This is a genomic window from Luteimonas sp. R10 (assembly GCF_045689605.1).
Lineage (GTDB): Bacteria > Pseudomonadota > Gammaproteobacteria > Xanthomonadales > Xanthomonadaceae > Luteimonas.
Genome location: NZ_CP141262.1, coordinates 3698994 through 3720357, shown reverse-complemented (window position 1 = coordinate 3720357; position 21364 = coordinate 3698994). Strand labels below are relative to the sequence as shown.

Genomic DNA, 21364 nt, shown 5'->3' with positions numbered 1-21364 from the left:
CCGGAGCACGGACATGGAGCTCTTCGCTTCCCCGCCGCAGACCCTGCTCGACGACGCCGAAGGCGGCATCCGCTACTGGCCCGCCTTCGCCGGCGCGGCCGACGCCGACGCCTGGTTCCGCGTCCTGCGGCAGCACGCCGACTGGCACAGCGAACGCCGCAAGATGTACGACCGCGTCGTCGACGTGCCGCGGCTGCTCGCCGCCTACCGCACCGACGCCCTGCCGCCGGTGCTGCCGCTGGCCGAGATCCTCGCCCGCGTACAGGCCACCGTGCCTGCGCCGTACAACGCCGTCGGCCTCAACCTCTACCGCGACGGCAGCGACAGCGTCGCCATGCACAACGACAAGCTGCACACCATCGTCCCCGGCCAGCCGATCGCGCTGCTCTCGCTCGGCCATCCGCGCCGCATGCTGATCCGCGCCAAGGGCGGCGACCGCGGGCGCATCGACGTCGATCTGGCCCACGGCAGCCTGCTCGGCATGAGCCATGCGTCCCAGCTCACCCACGAGCACGGCATTCCCAAGACCGCGAAACCGGTAGGCCCGCGCATGAGCGTGGTGTTCCGCGTGCGGCCGGAGACGCATCTTCCCGACTGATCGGACGATGCGGCCGTTGCCGGATCTTCCCGCGCTATGGCGCCGCTGCTTCCCATGTCTTCCGGTACGCCGGGCGTGCCTGGAAACGCTCCGCCCAGGCCACGACGTGCGGATGCCCTTCCAGCGAAACGCCGCAATAGGTGCTGTAGGTGACCACGCTGGCGACGATCATGTCGGCCAGCGAATAGGCGTCGCCGAGCAGGTAGGGCCGTTCGGACACGCGGGCGTCGAGGCGCGAGAGCAGCTTGTCGAACTCGCCCTGTGCATGCTTCGCCAGCGGCGGGTGGTGCAGCGCCGGGTCGGCGTGCGGGCTCTGCGCGTAGTTGAGGATGTTGATCATCGTGCCGTAGGTCACGTACGCCCACGTCGTCCACGACAGGGCCGTCAGCCGTTCGGGCGTATCGGCGGCGGGCCACAGGCCGCGATCGACGCCGTAGCGGTCGCCCAGCCATTGCATGATCGCCACCGCCTCGAACATCGGCGTGCCATCCACCACCAGGGTCGGCACCACGCCGTTGGGGTTGAGGGCGAGATAGTCCGGCTTCTTCTGGTCGCCGGCCTGCAGGTCGAGCATGACGATCTCGCAGGGAATATCCAGTTCGGCCAGGGCGCAGACCACCGGGGTGGCGCTGGACATGGGAGCGGCGTAGAGGGTCAGTGACATGGGGTTCTCCTGGTGGTGTGGGCTGCCGGGTGCGGCCGCGGGTGCAGGTAAGCTAGCAATCATTGAGGACAGTTCCGGTCCTCGACCTGCGCGATCATCTCCACATGCTCGACACCTCTGCCCGCCTCCTGCGCCTGCTTGCGTTGCTGCAGACCCGCCGTTTCTGGTCCGGTGCGGACCTGGCCGAGCGCATGCAGGTCACCGCGCGTACCGTGCGCCGCGACATGGATCGCCTGCGCAGCCTGGGCTATCCGGTGCGGTCCAGTACCGGGCTGGCGGGCGGCTACCGGTTGGGCGCGGGCGCGACGCTGCCGCCGCTGCTGCTGGAGGACGACGAGGCCTTGGCGGTGTCGCTCGGCCTGCGCATGGCGGCGACCGGCACCGTGACCGGCATGGAGGAGGCCGCGGTGCGCGCGCTGGTCAAGCTGGAACAGGTGCTTCCGGTGCGGCTGCGCAAGCGGGTACGCGCGCTGCATGCGGCGGTGGCGCCGCTGGGCATCGCCGGGCCGCGCGTGCACGCCGGCGTGCTGACCAGGCTGGCAGGCGCCTGCCGCGGCGAGGAGCGATTGACGTTCCGCTACCAGGACCATGACGGCCGCGCCAGCGAGCGCCGCCTGGAACCGCACGGCGTGGTCTGCGCGGGCGCGCGCTGGTACCTGGTCGGCTGGGATCTCGATCGGGACGACTGGCGCACGTTCCGCGTCGACCGCATCGCCGGCCGGATCGTCGCCGGCCAGCGCTTCGCGCCGCGCGCCATCCCGGGCGGCGACCTGGCCGCCTACGTGTCGCGCACGGTCTCGACCGGCGCGTATCCGGTGCAGGCGCGGATCGTGCTGCACGCGCCGCTGGCGCGCATGGTCGAGTCGGTCCCGCCGCTGGCGGCGAGCCTGTCGCGCATCGACGACGCGCATTGTCTGCTGGAATCCGGCGCGCAGTCGCTGGAGATGCTGGCGGGCCATATCGCCGCGCTCGGGGTGGAGTTCGAGGTGCGCGAGCCGCCGGAACTGGTCGCGTACATGCAGGCGATGGCGGAGCGGCTCGCGCGCGCGGTGGCGCGGGGCTGACGACGGCGAGTCGGCGCCGTCCGAGTAGGGACGGGGTCCCGGACGGCGGGGACCTGGTGCCCGCGCGTCAGCTCCTGGCGGTCCTGCGTGCGGGCTTCGCCGCCGGCGCCGGCTTCTTCAGCGTGACCCATGCCGGTGCGTGGTCGCTGGCCTTCTCCAATGCGCGTACCCAGCGGTCGACGCCGGCATCGAGCAGCCGCGGGTGCAGTTCGGCATTGAGCAGCAGGTGGTCGATGCGCAGGCCCGCATCGCGCTGCCAGTGCCGGCGGAAGTAGTCCCAGAAGGTATAGATGCGCGCATCCGGGTGCACCGTGCGCAGGGCGTCGGTCCAGCCCTGTTTCAGCAGGCGCTGCCAGCAGCGGCGGGATTCCGGCTGCAGCAGCGCGTCCTTGCGCCAGTGGGTGGGGTCGTAGATGTCGTCGTCGGTGGGAACCACGTTGAAGTCGCCGGCCAGCATCACCGGGTGCCCGTTCCCGTACAGCGCCCGTGCGTGGCGGATCAGGCGTTCGAACCAACGCAGCTTGTAGTCGAACTTCGGGCCCGGCTGCGGATTGCCGTTGGGCAGGTACAGGCAGGCGACGAGAACGCCGTGCGCGGCCGCTTCCAGATAGCGGCTCTGTTCGTCCTCGCGGTCGCCGGGCAGGGCACGGCGGCTTTCGACCGGTTGCGCGTCACGGGCGAGCACGGCCACCCCGTTCCAGGAGCGTTGCCCCACCCACAGGGCGCCGTAGCCGGCGCGCTCGAGTTCGGCGGCCGGGAAATTGTCATCGGGCGCCTTGAGTTCCTGCAGGCAGGCGACGTCGGGTCGTTCCTTTTCGAGCCACTGCAGCAGGTGCGGCAACCGGGAACGGATGCCGTTGACGTTGAAGGTGGCGATCTTGAGCGCGCGGGTCACGTCGCCTCCGACGGCAAGGGCGGGATGACCGCCGCGGCCGGGCGGCGCCGGCGTGTTGCCCGCATCCCGGCCGAGTGCTCAGGAGCGCCGGCTTGCACGCTTCTTGGCCGCGGCCTTGCGTCCGCCCTTCTTCGCGGCCTGCTTGCGGCCCGACTTCTTGGCGGCCTTGCGCGGGGATTTGCCGGTTTTCTTCCTTGCGGTCTTCTTCGCCGCCGTCTTCGTTCCCTTCTTTGCCGTCTTCTTGGTCGCCTTTCTGGTGGCTTTCTTCGCCGCCTTCCTGCCGCCCGATTTCTTCGCGGCCTTCTTGGCGCTCTTCTTTGTCGCCTTCTTCGTAGCCTTCTTCGCGGTCTTCTTGCCGCCGCCGTCCTTCTTGTTCACCGTGGCCCAGGCGATGCGCTCGGCAGCCTCTTCGCTGCGGCCGCGTTCCTTGGCGCTCTGCTCGATGTGTTCCGCCTTGCGCTTCTGCTTGTCGGTGTAGCTGGACTTGTCTCCGCGTGGCATGGCGTCCTCCTCGGGTCGAAATGCACGCACCCGGAGGTACACGGGCGGCGATCATGGACGTGTGAACGGGCGCGCGGCCACCGGCCGGTGACCGGACCGGTCGTTTCGAAGGGAACGGGCAGCGCGTATCAATTCACGCGTCGCGATCGAGCGATCAGGCCTCGGCATCTTCCCTGTACGCGTCGACCGGAATGCAGGCGCACATGATGTTCTTGTCGCCGTACACGTTGTCCACGCGCGCCACCGGCGGCCAGTACTTGACCTGCCTGAGCACCGGCAGCGGGAACGCCGCCAGTTCGCGCGGGTAGGCGTGGGTCCACTCGCTGCCGGCCACCATCGCGGCGGTGTGCGGCGCGTGCCTGAGCGGGTTGTCGTCACGGTCCAGGCGGCCGTCCTCGATGGCGCGGATCTCCTCGCGGATCTCGATCATCGCGTCGCAGAAACGGTCCAGCTCGTGCAGCGATTCGCTCTCGGTCGGCTCCACCATCAGCGTGCCGGCCACCGGGAAGCTCAACGTCGGGGCGTGGAAGCCGAAGTCGATCAGGCGCTTGGCCACGTCCTCGGCGGTGATGCCGGTGGCGTCCTTGATCGGGCGCAGATCAAGGATGCACTCGTGCGCGACCAGCCCGTTGCGGCCGCTGTAGAGAGTGGGGTAGTGGTCCGCAAGGCGCCTGGACACGTAGTTGGCGTTGAGCATCGCCACCTGGCTGGCCTTGCGCAGGCCCTCGCGGCCCATGAGGGTGATGTACATCCAGCTGATCGGCAGGATGCTGGCGCTGCCGTAGGTGGCGGCGCTGACCATGCCGCCGTTGCCGACGCCGCCGGTGCGCTCGCTGCCGCCCTCGGGCGTGAACGCGCCCGGCAGGTACGGCGCCAGGTGCGACTTCACCGCGCACGGGCCCACGCCCGGCCCGCCGCCGCCGTGCGGGATGCAGAAGGTCTTGTGCAGATTGAGGTGCGACACGTCCGAGCCCCATTTGCCCGGCTGCGCCAGGCCGAGGATGGCGTTGAGGTTGGCGCCGTCGGTATAGACCTGGCCGCCATGGGCGTGGACGACCTCGCAGATCTCCACCACGTCCTCCTCGAACACGCCGTGGGTGGACGGGTAGGTCATCATGATCGCGGCCAGGCGGTCGGAATACTGCTCGGCCTTGGCGCGGATGTCGGCCACGTCGGCGTTGCCGTCCTTGTCGCAGCGGGTCACCACCACCTTCATCCCGCACAGCTGCGCCGAGGCCGGATTGGTGCCGTGCGCGGATTCGGGGATCAGGCAGATGTCGCGCTGCCCCTCGCCGCGCGCCCGGTGCCAGGCGCGGATCGCCAGCAGCCCGGCGTACTCGCCCTGCGCGCCGGAGTTGGGCTGCAGGCTGACGTTGTCGTAGCCGGTGCAGGCCACCAGCATCGCCTCCAGGCCCTCGATCAGCTCGCGGTAGCCCTGGGTCTGCTCCGGCGGCGCCAGCGGATGGATGTGGGCGAATTCCGGCCAGGTGACCGGAATCATCTCGGCCGTGGCGTTGAGCTTCATGGTGCACGAACCCAGCGGGATCATGGTGCGGTCCAGCGCCAGGTCGCGGTCGGCCAGGGTGCGCAGGTAGCGCAGCAGCTCGTGCTCGGAGTGGTGGGTGTTGAACACCGGGTGGGTGAGGAAGTCCGAGGTGCGCAGCAGCGCCGCCGGCAGGGCATCGGACGTGGCCGCGTCCAGCGCGTCCAGGTCGCCCAGCTCCACCCCGAACAGCCCGGCCAGGCGGGTGACGTCCTCGCGGGTGGTGGTCTCGCCCAGGCTGATGCCCAGGTTGTCCGCGTCGATGCGGCGCAGGTTGATGCCGGCGTCGCCGGCGCGCGCGTGCACTTCGCCCGCATCGATGCCGGTCACGTGCAGGGTGTCGAAGAAGTCGCCGCCCACGGCGATCCCGGCCCCGCGCAGCGCGGCGGCCAGGATGGCCGCGAAGCGATGGGTGCGGCGGGCGATGCGTACCAGGCCGTCGGGGCCGTGGTAGACCGCGTACATGCTGGCCATCACCGCCAGCAGCACCTGCGCCGTGCAGATGTTGCTGGTGGCCTTCTCGCGGCGGATGTGCTGCTCGCGGGTCTGCAGGGTAAGGCGGTAGGCGGGATTGCCCTCGGCGTCGATCGACGCGCCGATCAGGCGGCCCGGCATCGAGCGCTTGTAGGCGTCGCGGCAGGCCATGAAGGCCGCGTGCGGCCCGCCGAAGCCGAACGGCACGCCGAAGCGCTGGGTGTTGCCGACCACGACGTCGGCGCCCCATTCGCCCGGCGCCCGGAGCAGAGTGAGGGCGAGCAGATCCACCGCCGCGCACACCACGCCCTGGCGCGCGTGCACCGCATCGGCCAGCGCGGCGTAGTCGCGGGCGCGGCCGAAGGTGTCCGGGTACTGCAGCAGCACGCCGAAGACGTCCGCGTCGGCGGCCTTGTCGTCGTCGCCGATCAGCAGTTCGATGCCCAGCGGCTCGGCACGGGTGCGCAGCACCTCGACGGTCTGCGGGTGCACGCCGGAGGAAACGAAGAACACGTCCGACTTCGCCTTCGACATGCGCCGCGCCAGGGTCATCGCCTCGGCCGCGGCGGTGGCCTCGTCCAGCAGCGAGGCGTTGGCGATCTCCATGCCGGTGAGATCGGCGCACATGGTCTGGAAGTTGATCAGCGCCTCCAGCCGGCCCTGCGAGATCTCCGCCTGGTAAGGGGTGTAAGCGGTGTACCAGGCCGGGTTCTCCAGGATGTTGCGCAGGATGACGTTCGGGGTATGGGTGCCGTGGTAGCCCTGGCCGATGAAGCTGCGGAACACCCGGTTGCGATCGGCCACCTGGCGGATGCGCGCCAGCGCCTCTTCCTCGGTCACCGATTCGGGGAGGGCCAGCGGGTCGCGGGTGCGGATGGAACCCGGCACGATCGCATCGGTGAGCGACTCCAGCGAATCGAAACCGACCACTTCGAGCATCTGCGCGATCTCGGCGTCGTTGGGGCCGATGTGACGCGCAACGAACGCATCGTGCTGCTCGAGCGAGCGGAGGGAGGTGGACTGGGACATGGCATGGGACTCTGGCGGGCGCGAAAGGGCCGCGTGCGGCTGCACGCAGGACGCCCCTCTGTCCTTTTGCCTGAGAGTTCGGAGAGGGAGCGAAGCCCCTCCCATGCACCTTCGGCGCCGGATCGAACCGGTCTCTCCAGAGTTGTCCCCGCCGGCGGTACGTGAGCCTGAGCGATTACGGGCGTTGCGCCTTCGGCAGCGGGCGTCCGGTGGGCCGGGGCCTGCTTCTCCCGTCGGAGGGTGTTGCAGGAACGATTATAGGCGGTCCGGCGCATGCCGCGCCGGCTCCCGCCGCCCGTGTTCATCGGCCGGCGCGGCGCTGCCCGTGGGAGCGCCGCGGTGAGAAATGGGCCGTCGCCACGGGTTTCGCCAATGAATAGCAAACGCTTGCTGTAGGCGCGCCATGCGCCGATGCAGCCGGCAACGCCCGGGCTAGCCGCGAATCGGCCGCAGACGCTCCCGATCACCGCCACACCCGACCGTGCCCAGCCGCTTCCGGCCCCTCAGCGCGGCGATCCGTCACCGCATTCGGCGTCTTCGTCGCCTGCCGGTGGCGGGGCGCGCGCAGGCCGTGACAGGCTGTGGCCGTCGTCACGGAGAGAGGTCGCCGACTTGAAAGGCAACATGCGTTCGAAGCGGTCATGGCTGGGCGCCGGCGCGCTCGCAGGCGCGCTGCTGGCCGGACAGGCGTCGACGTCGGAACCGCCGCCGCCCTGCGAGGTCGGCAGTTACCGGTTGGATGGCGGCGAGATGCTCGACATCGGCCCCGGCGCCGAGGGCCAACTGCGATGGCGCGCCACGGACGGCCGCACCGGGGCGCTCACGCCGCAGGGCGACGGCACCTGGACCAGCACCCTGGGCTGGACGGAACGGCCGGACGGGCATCGCGTGTCCTTCACCGATTGCGGGCGGGGCGGCATCCGCTTCGACCGGACGCCCGGGCAACGCGTGCCGCTGCAGCAGATCGACACCCGCTTCCAGGGCAGCGGCGTCACCCTGGCCGGGCGCTTGACGCTTCCCCCAGGCGACGCCCCGGTGCCGCTGGTGGTGCTGGTGCACGGCGCCGAGCGCGACTCCGCGCTGGAGCGGTATTCGCTGCAGCGCGAGTTCGCCGGCGCCGGCATCGGCGTGTTCGCCTACGACAAGCGCGGCACCGGCGCCTCGGATGGCCGCTACACCCAGGACTACCTGACGCTGGCGGTCGACGCCATCCACGCCATGCGCGAGGCGCGGCGCCTGGCCGGCGCGCGCGCCGGGCGCGTCGGCTACCAGGGCGGCTGGGTGGCGCCGCTGGCGGCGCGCATCGAACCGGTGGACTTCGTCATCGCCAGCTTCGGGCTGGCGGTCTCGCCGCTGGAGGAGGACCGCGAAGCCATCGCCTTCGACATGCAGCGCGGCGGCTTCGGCCCGGAGGCCGCCGCCGGGGCCATGGAAATCGCCGACGCCACCGCGCGGGTGATCGCAAGCGGCTTCACCGAAGGCTACGAGCAGCTCCAAGCGGTGAAGGCGAAGTACGGCGACGAACCCTGGTATCGGTCGGTGCGCGGCAACTTCAGCTGGTACCTGCTCGGCAACGACGAAGCGACCGTGCGCAAGGAGGCCCCGCAGCTGGTGTACGGCATCCCCGCGCACTACGACCCGATGCCGGTGCTGGAGACGCTGGACGTGCCGCAGCTCTGGGCACTGGGCGGCCAGGACCGCGATGCCCCGCCGGGCGAGACGCTGCGTCGCTTGGCCGCGCTGCAGCGCGATGGCAAGCCGATCGTGACTGCACTGTTCCCCGACGCCGACCACGGCATGTACGAGTTCGAGACCGGCGCCGACGGCGAGCGCGTTTCCACCCGCCAGCCGGAGGGCTACTTCCGGCTGATGGCCGACTTCATCCGCGGCGGACCGCTGCAGCCGGGCTATGGGACGGCCGAGTTGTCTTCGCACCCTTAGGGCGACCCGCTATGGCCCGCGGGATGCCGTTCGGCTCGGGATGCGGTGCCCAGGAGGACGGTGCGGGCAGATCCTCCGTCCCCTTGTCTCCGCGCCGGGCCGCATCAACGGCCCTGGAACAGCCGGATCGGACGGATCCCGTGCCCGCGTTCGGCCGCATCGGCCAGCAGCGCCAGTTCGGCCAGTTCGCGCCGGTACAGGTCGAGATAGGCGTCCTCCACGGGTGCGGTGACGTGGACGAACGCGAACGGATCGCCGCCGGCCGACGACATGCGGCCACAGCGGCTGCGCAGGCGCCGGCCGAGGCTCGAGCCGTCCGCCAGCATGACCGCGTCGAATTGCGACAGCGCCCACTCGAAGTCCCGCCGGTACTGCTCCGCCATCGCGTAGACGCGCACGCGCAATCCATCCGCGTCGCGCGTCATGCCCCCTTGCAGGCGGAGGCAGATGCGGCCTTCGGACAGCAGGCGCTCGACCTTCGACCAGCCATCGTGCAGCTGCTGCAGCAGCGCCAGCTTGGCCTGCGCCTGCGAGCGCTCGGGCTCGGCCAGCGCTGCGACCGCGAGCTGGAAACGTCGCGCGAACAGTCCCAGGATGCGCACCGCGAGCTTGCGGTCGGCCGAGTTGCGGTCGCGGCAGGCGCCCAGTTGCCCGCGTAGCGCGGCCGGGTCGGGATCGGAGCCGTCGGGCATGGTGAAATCCACGTCCAGGTCCACCAGCCGCACCCACAGCTCCAGTTCGTCGCCACGCGCGCGCGCGCGTTCGAGCCGCGGCCACAGGTCGGCGGCGTCCGGGCCCAGCCGGCGCAGCTCGTCGACGCAGCCCTGCCAGTCGAAGCCGGCCGCCGGCAGCAACCCGCCCTCGGAGGGATCCAGCAGCGGCACCGTGCCGAGCATGCCGTTGGCGAAGCGCTTCCAGCCCTGCGCGAGATCCTCCGGCAGCTCGCCCATGCCGAGGAGCTGGGCCGGCTCGACCAGGTTGCGCGCGCCGAACTCCAGCGCCATCTGGCGGTAGTAGTGCTCGGTCACGCGCCGGCTCAGCGCCGGGAAATCGGCGAACAGCGCCGCCGCCGGGCGCTCGTCCAGGAACATGCCTGCCACCGGTCGCGAGACCGCGTTGGCGATCCGCGCCTGGTCGGCGGGGTGCGAATCCCAGAAGCGGGTCTCGTCGTCGTTGTCGAGCTGGCGCTCGATCGCCTGCCAGTCCTCGGCGCGCCACTGCCCCAGCCGCAACGCTGCGGCGGTGGGCAGGTCCCGCACCAGGCTTCCCTCGCGCCAGGCCTTCCGGTTGGCGTCCTCGACCTCGAGCATCGCCTGCGACAGCGCGCGCAGGCGCAGCGCGGTGGCGGCGAAGTTGTCGCTGCCGGCAACCGCGACCTCGTAGCGGTCGGCGTCGAACTCCATCTCCTGCGACAGGCGCCGGCTCATCCGGAAGCTGATCTGGAACAGCGCGCGGAGGAGCACCCGCGTCAGCCCCAGGCAGAACAGGGTGGCCACGCACATCAGCTGGAACAGGTTGCCGCCATCGTCGTCGCCGTCGCCGTCGATCCAGCGCTGCAGCCGCTCGTCCCATTCGTCGCGGTGATAGGCGCGCGATTCCAGCCAGCGGTTCACATGGTTGATCACGTGCGCCGCGCGCATGCCGCCGCGCTGCGCGAAGTGGCCGAACTCGTGCGCGAGCACGCCCACCAGCTGGCGCGCCGTCATCCCGGCCACCAGCGGCAGGCCGATGGTCAGCGTCCTGGCGCCGCCTACCAGCCCGGCCGGACCGGCGCTGAACTGCACCCATGCATTGACGCTGTGGCTGAGGAAGATCTCGCGCGGCGGCGCCACGCCGACCGCGCCGCACAGCGCCACCACCGCGTCGCGGAACGCCGACTCCTCGCCCGGCAGCCGCACCGCATCGGGCACCCTGGCCCGCGGCGCAAACAGCGGCTTGAGCAGGAACAGCACCAGCACGCCGATGACGAAGCCGGGCACCACCCAGGCCAGCACGGTCCACAGGCCTCTCATGCCGCGCGGCGCCCACTCGGCGTAGTAGGTGTAGCCCAGCCACGCCAGCCCGGCCACCAGGCCGAAATAGACCACCGGCAACAGGCACGACAGCAGCGCCACCAGCCAGAGCAGGATCGAGTACAGCGGGCGCCGCGCCGGGCGCGGCACGGAGCCGGGCGCCATCGCGCGCATCAGTCCGGCCGGCGATTCCGCCGGGGCGGTCGAAGCGGGCATCACCATCGTGTCCATCAGCATCCCTGCGCGCGCGGGAGGGCCGGGCACGACTCGGTGTTGGTGCATCCCCATCGGCGGCGCGCTGGACACGGCCCGCAGGCGCGACGCTCCACAGCCCCCTGCGAGTCGTCGCGCCGCCCGAGCATACAAAATCCTTCCGGACACCGCACGCACCGATAACGGGACGGAGGAAATTAAGGCGGCGGGAGGCATCCGGCTGAGGATGTCCGCCTTCGATCCGGAGTAGACGGTTTTCCTGATCGGCGAAGCCTTCCATACCCAACCCACTCCGCGAAGACCGTGGTGGCTTCTGGCTACTCGCAGCGCCAAGATCGGGCAACCGGCGTCGTCTGGGACGAGTATCTTTTGAGCGTGACGGTGACCCGGAAGACGCTAGGCTACGAGACGCCAGCCGAGCGATATCGGCAAGTCGTTGCGTCGATCGGTTGAATCCAAGGCCGAAAGCGGACCTTTGCTGCTAGCAAGGTCGCTGCCCAAGCCGCGCGGCAGTTTCGTCGTCGGTGCAGTACACATAGCACCCTTTCATCCCGCGGGTCATCAGCGTCCGGTAGGTATTCCGGATGATCCGATCAACCCGCCGGGCCGTTCCCTCCGGGTCCGACTTCATCATCGTCTTCCATCCGCGGATCGACCGGTCCATCCGCGACCGGTTGCGCGGCTCGGTGACCAGTTGGCCGTCGCGGACCAGCAGATCCGGGCCGATGATGACGCCGACGTAGTCGAGCTCCAGGCCCTGGCAGGTGTGGATGCAGCCGACCTCCTCGACGGAGTCGGGGGCGACGATCCAGAGGCTGCCGTCCTTGTCGAGGTTCCAGCGGCGCCGGTAGCCGTGCTCGGGGATCTCGATGTCCCAGGCGTCGGGATTCCGCTTGCTCCGCCAGTCCCAGCAGTAGCCGGCGACCACGCGCGACTTGTTGTCGTGCCGGTTGCGCTCGGCGATCAGGGCGTGCAGTTCGGTGGGGGAGTCGACGATGCGGAAGTCGAAGTCGCCCGGGTCGAGGGTGGAATTGACGGTCTCGCGGATGCCGAGGGTGTGATCCAGCCAGGCGAGGTAGCCGTCGGAGCCGTTGCAGCGGAACTGCGAGGCGAGTTGCAGCCGGGTGACCTGCGCGCCCAGCTGGTCGGCCCAGCGCTCGAGTTCCGCGGTGTGGCCGATGTCGTTGAGGGTCACCATCTGGTCGTCGTCGGCGAACAGCACGGTGCACTTGGCGCTGGCGATGACTTCCTTGATCTGGTTCTCGCCCAGGTTGCCGTACAGGCCGGAGCGCTGGTTGAGGCGGTGCGCCTCGTCGACGATCAGGGCGTCGAAGGTGTCGGGCGGGGTGTCGGTGAAGGCGCCGGAGCCGGAGAACAGGTTGGAGATCTCCACCTGCCGGAAGCTGCCGCGCAGCTTCTCCTTGTAGACGGCGCGCGGGGCGGCGTTCTTGGAGACGTACTTGGTCACCAGGCCGAGACGGGTCAGTTCGACCAGCAGGTTCACCGCCACCACCGATTTGCCGGTGCCCGGGCCGCCCTCGACGATCGCCACCTGCCTGCGCCCGGCCGTGGCGCCGCGCGCCAGGGCCAGTGCGGTCTCGTAGACCACTTTCTGGTCGTCGATCAGCACGAACTCGCGGTTGCCCTTGAGCATCGTGGCCAGGCTGTCGGCCAGCATCTTCGAGGGGCGGATGCGGCCGTTGTCGATCCGGTACAGCAGCGCCGCGTTGTCGCCGCGGCGCACGTGGCGCTTGATGAAGTCGCGCAGGCGGTCCTGTTCGTCCCTGCCGCGCAGGAACAGCGGCGCCTTGTCGAGGTAGGGTGCGTAGTGCGGGTGTGAGATGACGCCGTCGTCCGCGTAGTTGTGCAGGTAGGCGCACGGGCGCAGGCCGATCCCGCCTTCGTGCACGGCCTCGTTGAAGCCTTCCAGCAGGGCGGCGTACGACCAGGCCTGGTAGCAGGGGTGCGGGCCCTCGGTCTCGCGCACGCCGCCGCCGCGGCGCGCGACGACGATGCCGTCCTTGTCGCTCAGCGTCGAAGAGGACCATTGCTTCAGTTCCACCACGATCACGTGCGCGGTGCCGTCGCCGTCATGGCCGGACAGCAGGAAGTCGATGCGCTTGGAGGTCTGCGGGATGCCGAACTCGATGCCCACCCCGGTATCGTCCGGGATGCCGTCGTCGCGCAGCACCGAGGCCATGGCCTTCAGCGAGCCGCGCCAGGCGCGCAGTTCCGCATCCGGCGCGTAGCGCCCGGTCTTCTTCAGGTAGGCGCTGGCGATCTGGTACTCGATGCCGAGCGCGTCGATGTCCTGCACGAATCTCGACTTCGTCGCCTGGTAGACGATCACCCGCTTCCCCTGTGGTCCGGACGGCTAGAAATCGGTGTACTTGGCGCTGCTGCCCCTGGCCAGTTCGACCGGGTACTTGCGGGCGTTGACCTCCAGCTTGCTGCGGGCGGCCTGGATCGGGTCGATGCCGAGCCGATCGGCCAGCTGGAGCAGGTAGAGGAACACGTCGGCCACTTCGGCGCCGACGGCCTCCACCCTGTCCGGCGCCAGGGTCCGGCTCTGCTCGTCGGTGAGCCACTGGAAGTGCTCCAGCAGTTCGGCCGCTTCCACCGAGAGGGCGGTGGCGAGGTTCCTGGGCGAGTGGAACTGCTCCCAGTCGCGCTCCCGCGCGAACTCGCGCAGCGCCTGCTGCAGCGCCTGGATGTCGTTGGGCATGTCGTCTCCCGGTGCGGCCCAAGGGTAGCGCAGTGGGCGCAGCCACGGCCGCCGCGCCAGATCGGGCGTCCCGGCCGGCGGCGCCGGTTGACCGCCGGCATCCATCAGCATATGCTTCGGCATATGCCGAATTTGGAAGTACCCCATGCAAGCCGAACGCCACGTCCGCCTTTTCCGCAACGGCCGTAACCAGGCCGTGCGCATTCCGCGCGAGTTCGAGTTGCCGGGTGACGAGGCCATCATGCGTCAGGAGGGCGAGCGACTGGTGATCGAGCCGGTCAAGCCCAGGCGCAATCTGTTGGAGATATTGGCGACGCTCGAGCCGATCGACGAGGCATTCCCTGACGTCGACGAGGGCCTGCTGCCGCTTGACGATCCCAAGCTGTGAGCACGCCGCATTATCTGCTGGACACCAACGTGGTGTCCGATCTCATGCGCCGCCCCCAGGGCGCCGTGGCGCGGCGCATGGCGCAGGTGGGGCTGGAACAGATCGCGCTCGGCATCGTGGTCGCCGCGGAGTTGCGTTTCGGCGTGAGGCGGGTACCAGGGCATCGCTTGGCAGAGCGGCTGGACTTGATCCTGAGCCAGGTTCCGGTCCTGCCCCTGGAGCCGCCGTCGGAGATCCACTATGCGGACATCCGCAGCACGCTCGAAGGCGCAGGCACGCCGATCGGGCCGAACGATCTGCTGATCGCCGCCCAGGCGCGCGCACTCGGGGCCGTACTGGTGACGGACAACGTGCGCGAGTTCGCGCGTGTCCCGGGGCTGCAGCTGGAAAACTGGCTGACGCCGGCCGATGGCTGACGGGCACCACGATGCGCCCCTTCGTTCCCGCTGCGCCGACATTGCGCGCCCCAGACTGCTGAGCAGACCCCGATCGCCACCATGTCCCAGCCACCACCCGCCCTGTTCGAACTGATCCCCGGCGGCCTGTTCGGCCCGCTGGCCTCGGCCAACCGCGAGCACTATTGGCAGCTGCTTTGCCGGCTGTTCGACGAGTTCTTCGGCCCCGATGCGCCGGTGCCGCCCAGCCACGGCATCCCGCGCCGCGAGATCACCGCGGCGGTGGAGCGCTACCTGCTCAGCGACGATCCCTGGGAGGACGAGGAGGGCGATGCGCCCGATGCGCCGCTCAACGTGCGCGCCAATGGCATCTACGAGCGCTTCCGCGCCGCCGGCTGGCTGCGCCAGGAGCGCCTGGGCGCGCGCGAGATGGTGTCGATGCCGCCGGTGGCAGCGCAATTGCTGTCCACGCTGATCGGCTTCTGCGAGCTCGGCCCCACCTTCGTCTCGGCGAAGGTGCGCTCGATCGAGCTGCAACTGCAGCAGGTGGTGCAGGGCAAGGCCGGCGGCGAGGCGCTGGAGGAGGCCGCCGACCAGGCGCGCCGGTTGCTGGTGTCGCTGTCGTCGATGAGCCTGCAGGTGCGCGACTTGATGCCCGAACTCAGCCGGGCCGAGACCACCGCGCAGTTCGCGCGTGCGTGGTTCGAGCGCTACGTCGGCGAGTTCTTCATCGGCGACTATGCCGAACTGCACCGCGCCGACCATCCGCTGGCGCGGCGCAGCGCGATCCTGGCGATGGCGCGCGAGGTGGAGGGCACCGAACTGCGCAATCGGCTGCTGGCCTGGTACCGCGACCACGTCGCGGCCGGCGACACCGCGCGCGCGGCGTCGCGCCTGAACCGCAGCCTGCGGCGGCTGTATGAGCTCGACCGCATCGACGACTACCTGGCGCGGCTGGACGACGACATCCGCCAGGCCAACCGACGCGCGCTGGCTTTCCTCGACTACCGCCTGCGCGCGCCGGACCGGCTCGACGTGCTGCTGCGGCGGGCGTTCCGCGGCGTGCAGCGCGCGCCCGAGGAGGCGCTGCGGCTGCCGGTCGGCCCCGGAGGGCTGATGGACGTGGAGCGGCTGCGCCCGCCGCGACGCAGGCCGCGGCCGATCGCGCGCTCGGCCAACGCCACCACGCCGCCCACGCCGGAACAGCTGGCGCGCCTTGCGTTGCTGCGGCGGATGAAGCGGTCGCGCCTGGTCACCGCCGAGGACCTGGCGGGCTACGTCGGCCGCCACCTGCCGGCAGAGGGTCGCGTTGAATCCACCCGGCTGGACATCGCCACGATCGCGGACCTGCGCGCCTATCAGGTGCTGGTCACGCTGGCGCTGCGCGGCCACCGCGTCGGCGGCCTGCGCCGCGACGATCCGCTGTCGCGGCTGCAGCGCGGATTCCGGGTCGAACTGGTCGACGGCGGCGACGATAATGGAGCGGGCTCGGCCGGGCGCTACCTGCGCGCGCCGCGCTTCGTCGTCGAGCGCATTCGGAAGTCCGCATGAAGCGCAGCTGGAACACGCTCAGCCAGTCGTCCAACGGCATGTACGCGGTGCAGGACTTCGAACGCGCCGCCTACCGCCTGGTGACCGAGCAGGTGCTGTACGCCGCCGACCGCGGCTCGAAGGTGGCCTATCACCTGGTCGAGGCGCACCTGGAGGATTTCGCGGCGGCGCTGCAGCCGCTGGGCATCCGCCTGCAGCGCAACGCTCAGCACCGCTACCTGGTGGCGCTGCCCGCGCATGCCGAGGGCACCCCGGTCACGCTGGAGGAAACCCTGCTGCTCTTGGTGCTGCGCCAGCGCTACGACGAGGCGTTCCGCCAGGGCAGGATCGAGGAACACGGCGAGGTGGTGGCCGAGCTGCCCGAAGTGCAGGAGGCCTACCAGGCGCTGGCCGGACGCGCCATGCCCGAGGTGGGCGCGCTGCGCCAGCTGGGCCGGGCGCTGCGGCGCTGGGGCGTGTGCCGGCTGGTGGAGTCGGAGGGCGACGACCCGCAGCCGTTCCACCTGCTGGTGCGGCCGGCGATCGTCGAGATCGTCGGCGAGCAGTGGCTGCAGCGGCTCGACCAGCACAACGCCGACGACGCGGACGAAGGCGACGACGCGGCCGCGGAGGACGACGATGCAGCTGCTTGAGCGCGTGCACCTGGTGCAGTTCTTCCTGTTCGAGGCACAGACGCTGCAGCTGGACGCCACCACGGCCATCATCGCCCCGAACGGCGCCGGCAAGAGCGCGCTGCTCGACGCGCTGCAGATCGTGCTGCTGGGTGGCGACCGCGGGCGCATCCGCTTCAACGCCCAGGCCGGCGGCAGCCACCGCGCGCGCACCATCCGCGACTACTGCCTGGGCACCTACCGTAGCGGCGAGGACGGCCGCAAGCGCCGCACCGCCACCACCTACATCAGTCTGGTGTTTCGCGACCAGGCCAGCGGAATGCCGCTGACGGCCGGCATCGCCCTGGGCGCGTCCGTCGACGAGCCAGAACATCGAGTGCACGGCATGTACCTGCTGCCGGGCGTGGCACTGGAGCTGGACGAGCACGTGGAGCGCGCGGGCGGCAGGGAACTGCCCCTGGCCTGGGTCTCGTTCCGGGAACTGGCCGCGCGCCGCTGCCGCGAGGCCGGCACCGGCATCGAACTGCACACCACCAGCGAGCGTTTCGTCAGGGACCTGCTGCTGCGCCTGCGCGCGGCGCCGGGCATGCACCCGGACATCCACGCCTACCGCAAGGCGTTCCAGAACGCGCTCAACCTGCAGAAGCAGGACGACATCGACCTGTGGGTGCGCACCCTGGTGGCCGAGGACCGGCCGACCGACGTGGCGCGCTTCCGCGGGCTGCTCGAGACCTTCCGCCAGATCAAGGAGCGCATCGAGCAGCTGGCGCAGCGGATCGAGACGGCCGAGGGGGTTGAGCGGCAGTACGCGAAGGTCGCCGCGCACGCGGTGCGCGCCGCGTCGTACCGGGCGCTGGGCGCCGAATACGCGCGCGACCTGCTGGAGGAGCAGGTCGCGACCGCCGAGGAAGCGCTGGAGGCGGCGCGCGCGCGCGAGGCCGCGGTGGGGCGCGAATTGGAAGGGGTGCGCGCCGACCGCGACCTGGCCCGCGAGGAATACGAGCGTGCCAACGCCCGGCTGCAGGGCAGCGCCGGTTACGGCGAGCAGGCGCGGTTCGACGAGCTGGCCGGGCGCGACCGCGAGCAGCTGCAGCGGCTGCAGCGCGAGCTGCTGGCCGAAATCTCGTTCGTGCGCGAACGCCTGCGCGACATCGGCCGGCTGGACCTGCCGACCGTCGATGCCACCGCGTCGCGCAATGCCGCTGCGGCCTGGGAGGGGTGGTACGACCTGCTGGCCGACATGCCCGGCGACGCCGCGCTGCCGTGGACGCCCGAGGCGCTGCACGCCCAGGCGCAGCAGGCGCTGGCCGCAGCCGCTCCGCTGATGGCGGCGGTGGAGGGCCACGCCCGCGAGTGCCGAACCGCGTTCGAGAAGGCCGGCGAGCGGCTCGCGACCGCGCGGCTGAACCAGAAGCGGCTGGCCGCGGGTCAGGCCGAGCTGCATCCGGATGTCGGACGGCTGATGTCCTACCTGCAGGACGCGGGCATCGCCGCGCGTCCGGTCTGCGACCTGGTGCGGGTGACCGATGTGGCGTGGCAGGGGACGATCGAGGCCTACCTGCGCAGCAACGTCGAGGCGCTGCTGGTGCCGATCGAGGACGAGGAGCGCGCGGTCAAGCTGTACCGCTCGCTGCAGGGCGGCCGCGCGGTGTACGGCGTCAAGCTCGCCCTGCCCAGCCAGGCCCGCGCCACCCGCGAGCGCGGCGAGCCCGCGCCCGATAGCGTTGCGGCTCTCTTGGATGGCGCCGACGCCGATGCGGTCGCGTTCCTGCGCCGGCAGTTCGGCGACCTGCGTCGCGTGGAGACCGAAGTCGAGCTGATCGGGAGCCGCCGCGGCCTGAGCCGCGACGGAGTGCTGGCCAAGGGCGGCAGCATCGAGCGGCTGCGCCCGGTGGCCGCGGCGGAATGGAAGATCGGCGCGTCCGACAACCGTGCGCGCGCCCGCGCCCAGCGCGAGGAACTCGCTGCCGCCGAGGCGGAGGTGCGCCGCATGGAGCCCGGGGTGCAGCGTGCGGAGGCCTGCCAGCGCGGGCTGGCGCGCCTGGCCGCGGACGGCGGGTTCGCCCAGGCGCTGCACGACCGCGCGCTGGAGCACCGCAAGCTGGAGCAGCGCTACCGCAACGCGCGCGAAGGCCGCGACGCGGCCGCCGATCCCGACCTGGTCCGCATGGGCGAGGCGGTGCGGGAGCTGCAGGCGCGGATCGCGGCCGGCGAGGCGCGCATCGAGCAGCTTGCCGGCGATGCGCGCGAAGCGGCGAACGTGGCGAAGCAATCGGCCGATCAGCTCGCCTGGCTCGGCGAGCAGGTGGAGCTCGCGGCACGGCATGCGGTGGAGGCTTTCGGCGATCCAGACGTCGATCCCAATCGGGTGGAGCGGCAGCGCGAGGAGCTCGACGGCAAGCATCCCACGCTCGAGGAGCGCAAGCAGCGCTGCGAGGAGCGCGCGGCCGACGCCCTCGGCCAACTGCAGCGCGCGCTACCCGACGCCTGGAGCGCGCTGTCGCAGTACGCGAAGGACCATCACCTGGAACTGGAGTTCGAGCCGGACCAGTGGCGGCCGGCGCATGCGCTCATGGGGGCCCAGCTCGACCATCTGCGCGGCACCGAGCTGGTGCGCTACCAAGGCGACGCCGCGCGGGCCTACGACACCGCGGTGGAGACGTTCCGCTCCAACGTGGCCTCGGCGCTGTACGACAACTTCAGCCGCCTGCGCGAGCAGATCACCACCCTCAACCGCACTCTGCGCAACAGCCCGGCGTTCTCGAACAACGAGCGCTATCGGTTCCACTTCGAGGTGCTGCCCGAGTTCCGGGACCTGTACAACTTCATCAAGCGCGCCACCGACCTGGGCGCCGAGGACGGCCTGTTCGGCAGCGCCGGCGAGGTGCCGCCGGCGTTTCGCGACCTGATCGAGGACAGTGCCGCGCTGCGCGGCGCCGCGGGCTCGCCGCTGGACGACTACCGGCGCTTCTTCCGCTTCGAGGTGCAGATCCAGCAGGACGACCGGGTGATCGGCACGCTGAGCGAGCGCATGCGCTCGGGTTCGGGCGGCGAGCACCGCGCGCCGCTCTACGTGATCGCCGGCGCCGCGCTGGCCGCGGCCTACGGCAAAAGCGATGCGCATCCCGGCGGGCTGGGGTTGATCCTGCTCGACGAGTTCGGCGACAAGATCGATGCGCAGAACGCCCGCGCCACCACCAATTACCTGCGTTCGCTCGGGCTGCAACTGGTGCTCGCGGCGCCCGACACCGCCCAGGGTACGTTGAGCGGCGTGCTCGACAGCTATATCGAACTGTTCCGCGACGACGACCTGGTGCAGGTCGAGCACGTCGATGTCACCGAAGCCGCCCGCGAGCTGCTGCGCAGCGACCAGTTCGACCTGCATCCGGAACTGCTTGCCGACGAGGCTGCGCGGATCGCACGCGAACGGTCGCCGGCGTGAGCCCGGCCCGGCGCGTGCTGGAGCGGTTGCTGCACCGGGCCGAGCGCGCGCGGCTACGCGGCGCGGACCGGCATGCGTCGCTGCCGATGGGCAGCCAGGCCAGCGCGGGCGAATACCTCGGCCTGCGCACGTTGCCGGAGCTGGAGACGTTCCATGCCGAGATCGCGCTGGCCGAACGCGCTGGTGCGATCGAGGTGCAGCGTTCGCGCTCGGGCGACGGCACGAAGCTGCAACGTCTCACTGTGGCCGATCTGGGCGCGCTGGCGCGCCACTTGGGCGTGCGGCCGCTGGACGAGCAGGCGGGTGAAGCGGAGCAACGGCTGGCGACATGGATGCCGCGCTTCCCGGTGATTGCCCAGGTGCTGGAGCGCTGGCGACAGGGCCGCAAGGTGCGCGGCCAGGACGCGGGTGCTGCGAGAGAACTGGCCGATGCCGCCCTTGCTGCCGCGGCGGTCGACGAGGAGCCCGGGCGCGAACGCATCCTGCGCCGCGAGAGCGTGCGGCTGTTCCGCGACAGCAAGCGGCTGGAGCGGTTGACGCCGTGGCTGGAACTCCTGGTGACCGGTGAACTGGCCGCGAGTGGGCTGGCGCGCGAGGATGTGTGGGCGGCGCTCGGCCTGCGGCGCGAACCGCAGCCGCTGCTGCTGGCGGGCGATGGGGAGGCGATGGTGGGGGGGATTGCCGTTCCCATTGCGACGCCCTTCATCGGCTTCGCTCCGCAAGCGGTCGAAGCGCTCGCCACCACCGCGCGGTACCTGCTGAGCATAGAGAACCTGGCCAGCTTCCACGATGCCGCCGCGCAGGCGCTCGGGCACGGGGCGCTGCTGGTCTACACCGGCGGTATGCCCTCGCCGGCCTGGCGTGTGGCCTACCGCCGTCTTCTGGCCGGGTTGCCGCCGAGTGCGCCGGCCTGGCATTGGGGCGACATCGACGAAGGCGGATTCCGTATCGCGGCGGCGTTGGCCCAGGAGACGCGGACTGCAGGTCGGGAGTTCAAGCCATGGCAGATGTCGCCGGACGATCTGGACGGCGCCGCCCTTGCTTCCGCAGGATCACCGACGGAGGCCACGGCGGAGCGGATGTGCCGGTGGGCGGAACAAGCGGGATGGGCTGCCGTGGCTGCGGCACTCAGGCGGCATCCGCTGACCTTGGAGCAGGAAGCGATCGGCTCGATGCCTTGGCCCAGCGGCTGAACCGGTACGTCTTGGGGAATCGTAGGAGGCCGGTGCGGTTCGGGCGCAGTTTACGCACGTGGTGCATGCCGCGAGAGGTGAGGCCTGCCTGCCGAACGTTCCGTTCTCGTTGCAAGGCTTAAACT

General features: G+C 70.7%; 16 protein-coding genes and 2 riboswitches. Of the genes, 9 read left to right on the top strand and 7 right to left on the bottom strand.

The genetic code is table 11. The features are described 5' to 3' along the window. Positions 1 to 13: 13 nt before the first annotated feature. Entirely contained in the window at positions 14 to 598 is a 585-nt protein-coding gene (locus tag U3649_RS16185; RefSeq protein WP_407352326.1) for an alpha-ketoglutarate-dependent dioxygenase AlkB, read from the top strand. A gap of 34 nt (positions 599 to 632) precedes the next feature. Here U3649_RS16185 and U3649_RS16180 read toward each other — a convergent pair whose 3' ends face one another. After that, positions 633 to 1262, bottom strand: a complete 630-nt coding sequence (locus tag U3649_RS16180) for a glutathione S-transferase family protein (RefSeq protein ID WP_407352325.1) — start codon at positions 1260 to 1262, stop codon at positions 633 to 635. A gap of 104 nt (positions 1263 to 1366) precedes the next feature. On the opposite strand from U3649_RS16180, the gene U3649_RS16175 reads away from it, so the two are divergent. Beyond that, positions 1367 to 2326, top strand: a complete 960-nt coding sequence (locus U3649_RS16175) for a helix-turn-helix transcriptional regulator (protein ID WP_407352324.1) — start codon at positions 1367 to 1369, stop codon at positions 2324 to 2326. Positions 2327 to 2393: 67 nt separating this feature from the next. Here the strand turns inward: U3649_RS16175 and xth are convergent, their stop codons facing one another. The 3 genes from xth to gcvP all read right to left on the bottom strand — a co-directional run bounded on the left by xth (position 2394) and on the right by gcvP (position 6768). Then, positions 2394 to 3221 (bottom strand): exodeoxyribonuclease III, encoded by an 828-nt coding sequence (gene xth / locus U3649_RS16170; RefSeq protein ID WP_407352323.1) that lies wholly within the window; start codon positions 3219 to 3221, stop codon positions 2394 to 2396. Between the two features lie 78 nt (positions 3222 to 3299). Beyond that, entirely contained in the window at positions 3300 to 3722 is a 423-nt protein-coding gene (locus U3649_RS16165; protein ID WP_407352322.1) for a hypothetical protein, read from the bottom strand. Positions 3723 to 3876: 154 nt separating this feature from the next. Then, positions 3877 to 6768, bottom strand: a complete 2892-nt coding sequence (gcvP, locus tag U3649_RS16160) for an aminomethyl-transferring glycine dehydrogenase (protein WP_407352321.1) — start codon at positions 6766 to 6768, stop codon at positions 3877 to 3879. A gap of 53 nt (positions 6769 to 6821) precedes the next feature. Beyond that, positions 6822 to 6913: riboswitch (glycine riboswitch) on the bottom strand. Beyond that, positions 6914 to 7011: riboswitch (glycine riboswitch) on the bottom strand. A gap of 381 nt (positions 7012 to 7392) precedes the next feature. Here gcvP and U3649_RS16155 point away from each other — a divergent pair. Further along, positions 7393 to 8709 (top strand): alpha/beta hydrolase family protein, encoded by a 1317-nt coding sequence (locus U3649_RS16155; protein ID WP_407352320.1) that lies wholly within the window; start codon positions 7393 to 7395, stop codon positions 8707 to 8709. A 104-nt stretch (positions 8710 to 8813) separates the two neighbouring features. Here U3649_RS16155 and U3649_RS16150 read toward each other — a convergent pair whose 3' ends face one another. The 3 genes from U3649_RS16150 to U3649_RS16140 form a co-directional block, all read right to left on the bottom strand. Continuing rightward, positions 8814 to 10937 (bottom strand): M48 family metallopeptidase, encoded by a 2124-nt coding sequence (locus U3649_RS16150; protein WP_407352319.1) that lies wholly within the window; start codon positions 10935 to 10937, stop codon positions 8814 to 8816. A 478-nt stretch (positions 10938 to 11415) separates the two neighbouring features. Beyond that, positions 11416 to 13284, bottom strand: a complete 1869-nt coding sequence (locus U3649_RS16145; RefSeq protein ID WP_407352318.1) for a DNA/RNA helicase domain-containing protein — start codon at positions 13282 to 13284, stop codon at positions 11416 to 11418. 24 nt (positions 13285 to 13308) lie between these two features. After that, positions 13309 to 13659: a nucleotide pyrophosphohydrolase gene (locus U3649_RS16140; protein WP_407352317.1), complete on the bottom strand. Its 351-nt coding sequence runs from the start codon at positions 13657 to 13659 to the stop codon at positions 13309 to 13311. A 145-nt stretch (positions 13660 to 13804) separates the two neighbouring features. On the opposite strand from U3649_RS16140, the gene U3649_RS16135 reads away from it, so the two are divergent. The 6 genes from U3649_RS16135 (at position 13805) to U3649_RS16110 (ending at position 21239) form a co-directional block, all read left to right on the top strand. Further along, positions 13805 to 14047 carry an antitoxin gene (locus U3649_RS16135; protein WP_407352316.1) on the top strand — a complete coding sequence of 81 codons (243 nt, stop codon included), beginning with the start codon at positions 13805 to 13807 and terminating at the stop codon, positions 14045 to 14047. Further along, positions 14044 to 14463 (top strand): type II toxin-antitoxin system VapC family toxin, encoded by a 420-nt coding sequence (locus U3649_RS16130; RefSeq protein ID WP_407352315.1) that lies wholly within the window; start codon positions 14044 to 14046, stop codon positions 14461 to 14463. The genes U3649_RS16135 and U3649_RS16130 overlap by 4 nt, the downstream gene beginning before the upstream one ends. Positions 14464 to 14544: 81 nt before the next feature. Next, positions 14545 to 15993, top strand: coding sequence for a Wadjet anti-phage system protein JetA family protein (locus U3649_RS16125; protein WP_407352314.1), 1449 nt, complete (start codon positions 14545 to 14547; stop codon positions 15991 to 15993). Next, positions 15990 to 16625 (top strand): DUF4194 domain-containing protein, encoded by a 636-nt coding sequence (locus tag U3649_RS16120; RefSeq protein ID WP_407352313.1) that lies wholly within the window; start codon positions 15990 to 15992, stop codon positions 16623 to 16625. The genes U3649_RS16125 and U3649_RS16120 overlap by 4 nt, the downstream gene beginning before the upstream one ends. Beyond that, the gene (locus U3649_RS16115) at positions 16612 to 20046 is read left to right on the top strand and encodes an SbcC/MukB-like Walker B domain-containing protein (RefSeq protein ID WP_407352312.1); all 3435 of its coding nucleotides are present in this window, start codon (positions 16612 to 16614) and stop codon (positions 20044 to 20046) included. The genes U3649_RS16120 and U3649_RS16115 overlap by 14 nt, the downstream gene beginning before the upstream one ends. Then, a complete protein-coding gene (locus tag U3649_RS16110) occupies positions 20043 to 21239 on the top strand; it encodes a Wadjet anti-phage system protein JetD domain-containing protein (RefSeq protein WP_407352311.1) in 1197 nt (398 codons plus the stop codon). The genes U3649_RS16115 and U3649_RS16110 overlap by 4 nt, the downstream gene beginning before the upstream one ends. Positions 21240 to 21364 lie beyond the last annotated feature (125 nt).

What these genes read in the sequence shown, in the direction of transcription:
- U3649_RS16185 (WP_407352326.1), top strand. Translation starts at nt 14, where the DNA reads ATGGAGCTCTTCGCTTCCCCGCCGCAGACCCTGCTCGACGACGCCGAA.
- U3649_RS16180 (WP_407352325.1), bottom strand. Translation starts at nt 1,262, where the DNA reads ATGTCACTGACCCTCTACGCCGCTCCCATGTCCAGCGCCACCCCGGTG.
- U3649_RS16175 (WP_407352324.1), top strand. Translation starts at nt 1,367, where the DNA reads ATGCTCGACACCTCTGCCCGCCTCCTGCGCCTGCTTGCGTTGCTGCAG.
- U3649_RS16165 (WP_407352322.1), bottom strand. Translation starts at nt 3,722, where the DNA reads ATGCCACGCGGAGACAAGTCCAGCTACACCGACAAGCAGAAGCGCAAG.
- gcvP (WP_407352321.1), bottom strand. Translation starts at nt 6,768, where the DNA reads ATGTCCCAGTCCACCTCCCTCCGCTCGCTCGAGCAGCACGATGCGTTC.
- U3649_RS16155 (WP_407352320.1), top strand. Translation starts at nt 7,393, where the DNA reads ATGCGTTCGAAGCGGTCATGGCTGGGCGCCGGCGCGCTCGCAGGCGCG.
- U3649_RS16150 (WP_407352319.1), bottom strand. Translation starts at nt 10,937, where the DNA reads ATGCCCGCTTCGACCGCCCCGGCGGAATCGCCGGCCGGACTGATGCGC.
- U3649_RS16140 (WP_407352317.1), bottom strand. Translation starts at nt 13,659, where the DNA reads ATGCCCAACGACATCCAGGCGCTGCAGCAGGCGCTGCGCGAGTTCGCG.
- U3649_RS16135 (WP_407352316.1), top strand. Translation starts at nt 13,805, where the DNA reads ATGCAAGCCGAACGCCACGTCCGCCTTTTCCGCAACGGCCGTAACCAG.
- U3649_RS16125 (WP_407352314.1), top strand. Translation starts at nt 14,545, where the DNA reads ATGTCCCAGCCACCACCCGCCCTGTTCGAACTGATCCCCGGCGGCCTG.
- U3649_RS16120 (WP_407352313.1), top strand. Translation starts at nt 15,990, where the DNA reads ATGAAGCGCAGCTGGAACACGCTCAGCCAGTCGTCCAACGGCATGTAC.
- U3649_RS16115 (WP_407352312.1), top strand. Translation starts at nt 16,612, where the DNA reads ATGCAGCTGCTTGAGCGCGTGCACCTGGTGCAGTTCTTCCTGTTCGAG.